Raw genomic sequence first — 2,233 nt, 5'->3', positions numbered from 1 at the left:
GAGAAGCCGACGTTGGGCCTCATTCTGGCTGGCGAGAAGACTTCGCGCGGCTGGTCGAATGGGAAGGCCAGTGCCTTCGATGCATTCGACGCCAAGGCCGAAGTCGCCGCACTCCTCGAAGCTGCCGGTGCGCCGGTCGGCAATCTCATGGTGATGGACGGGGCAGGCGATCAATTTCATCCCGGCCAGTCCGCCACACTGCGGCTCGGTCCCAAGAATGTGCTGGCCCGCTTTGGCGCGCTGCATCCCAGCACACTCAAGGCATTCGATATCGAAGGGCCGGTCGTCGCAGCCGAAATCTATCTCGACGCGATCCCTGCGCGCAAGGGCGGCGGCAGCTTTGCTCGCAGTGCCTACGCGCCGCCTGCACTGCAGGCCGTCACCCGCGATTTCGCCTTTCTCGTTCCGGCCGATCTGCCAGCAGGCGACCTGGTGCGGGCTGTGAAGGGTGCGGACAAGAAAGCCATCGTCGATGCGCGGGTGTTTGACGTGTTCGCCGGTCAGGGCGTGCCTGAAGGCAAGAAATCCGTTGCAGTCGAGGTCATCCTCCAGCCTGGCGAAAAGAGCTTCACTGATGACGAGATCAAGGCGATCTCGAATAGCATCGTGGCCAGTGCAGCAAAGCAAGGTGCGGAGCTGCGCGGATGAAGACTGCTCTTGTCACAGGGGCAACGTCGGGCATTGGCGAGGCAACCGTGCGGGCGCTGGTCGCCTGCGGATGGCGCTGTGTGGCGACCGGGCGGCGCAAGGAACGGCTCGATGCGCTGGTCAATGAACTGGGCGCGGACAAGGTCCATGCCGCAAGCTTCGACGTCCGCGATGAAGCGGCCCGTGATGCGACTCTCGGCAGTCTGCCTGCGGAGTTTTCCGAGATCGATCTGCTGGTGAACAATGCCGGCCTCGCGCTCGGCACCTCGCCCGCCCAATCGGCGGATCTCGATCAATGGAAGACCATGATCGAAACGAACGTCACAGCGCTGGCGTCGATCACGCACAAGCTTTTGCCATCGCTGATCGAACGCAAGGGATCGATCATCAATGTTTCGAGCGTTGCGGCCAACTATCCGTATCCCGGCGGCAATGCCTATGGCGGGACCAAGGCATTCGTGCGTCAGTTCTCGCTTGGCCTGCGCGCCGACCTGCATGGCACGGGCGTGAGGGTCTGCTCGATTGAGCCGGGTATGGTCGAAACCGAATTCACGCTGGTAAGAACCGGCGGAAACGAGCAGGCGCACGAAACGCTTTATGGCGGGGCCGATCCGATGACGGCCGATGATATTGCCGAGACAATCCGGTGGGTTGCGGAGCTGCCTGCGCATCTCAACATCAACACGCTCGAACTCATGCCCGTCAGCCAGAGCTTCGGCGGCTTCCAGATCGCTCGCAAGGACTGAGGCCTGCGCCGCGCTTAGCGGTGGACGCAGGAGCCCATGCGGTCTAGCGCGCGGCGCATGTCCAAAGCGAATACCGACACTACTCAATCCCGCCGCACCTTCGCGATCATTTCGCATCCTGACGCGGGTAAGACCACGCTGACCGAGAAGCTGCTGCTGACCGGCGGTGCAATCCACCTGGCCGGTGAGGTCAAGGCGCGGGGCGCTGCGCGGCGCGCGCGGTCCGACTGGATGAAGATCGAACAACAGCGCGGAATTTCCGTGACCAGTTCTGTCATGACGTTCGAACGTGACGGCATCACCTTCAACCTGCTCGACACGCCGGGGCACGAGGATTTCTCCGAAGACACCTACCGCACGCTGACCGCCGTCGACAGCGCCATCATGGTGATCGATGCGGCCAAGGGTATCGAGCCGCAGACCCGCAAGCTGTTCGAAGTCTGCCGGTTGCGCAACGTTCCGATCATCACCTTCGTGAACAAGGTCGACCGCGAAGGCCGACCGGTATTCGAATTGCTGGACGAGATCGCCGACATGCTCGCGCTGGATGTCAGCCCGCAGGGTTATCCGGTGGGCATGGGCGGCCAGTTTGAAGGCATTCTCGATTTCGAGACCGGCAAGGTTGCGCGTCCGGAAGGTCCGTCCAAGGAGTTCAAGGGGAAGCGCGACGAAAATCCCGAACTGCCCGAAATGTTCGCCGAAGACATCGAGCTGGCGCAGATCGGCTATCCGGAATTTGACCTCGAGGCTTATCGCAATGGTGATCTGACACCGGTCTATTTCGGATCGGCGCTGAAGAATTTCGGTGTCACCGAATTGATCGAGGCGATCGCGAAACA

At 61.8% G+C, this 2,233-nt stretch carries 3 protein-coding genes; all 3 read left to right on the top strand.

Annotation, left to right across the window (positions count from 1 at the left end; genetic code table 11):
- The coding region (locus AC16XC_RS04485; RefSeq protein ID WP_484033446.1) for a phenylalanine--tRNA ligase subunit beta-related protein at positions 1 to 648 on the top strand (648 nt) is incomplete at its 5' end.
- On the top strand, positions 645 to 1,394 hold the full coding sequence (locus AC16XC_RS04480; protein ID WP_484033445.1) for an SDR family NAD(P)-dependent oxidoreductase: 750 nt from the start codon (positions 645 to 647) through the stop codon (positions 1,392 to 1,394). The genes AC16XC_RS04485 and AC16XC_RS04480, both read left to right, overlap by 4 nt.
- 57 nt (positions 1,395 to 1,451) lie before the next feature.
- The coding region (locus AC16XC_RS04475; RefSeq protein ID WP_484033444.1) for a GTP-binding protein at positions 1,452 to 2,233 on the top strand (782 nt) is incomplete at its 3' end.

It is taken from the genome of Candidatus Andeanibacterium sp., from assembly GCF_057143545.1.
The sequence above is the reverse complement of the archived record's forward strand: the minus strand, read 5'-3'. Positions and strand labels throughout refer to the sequence as shown.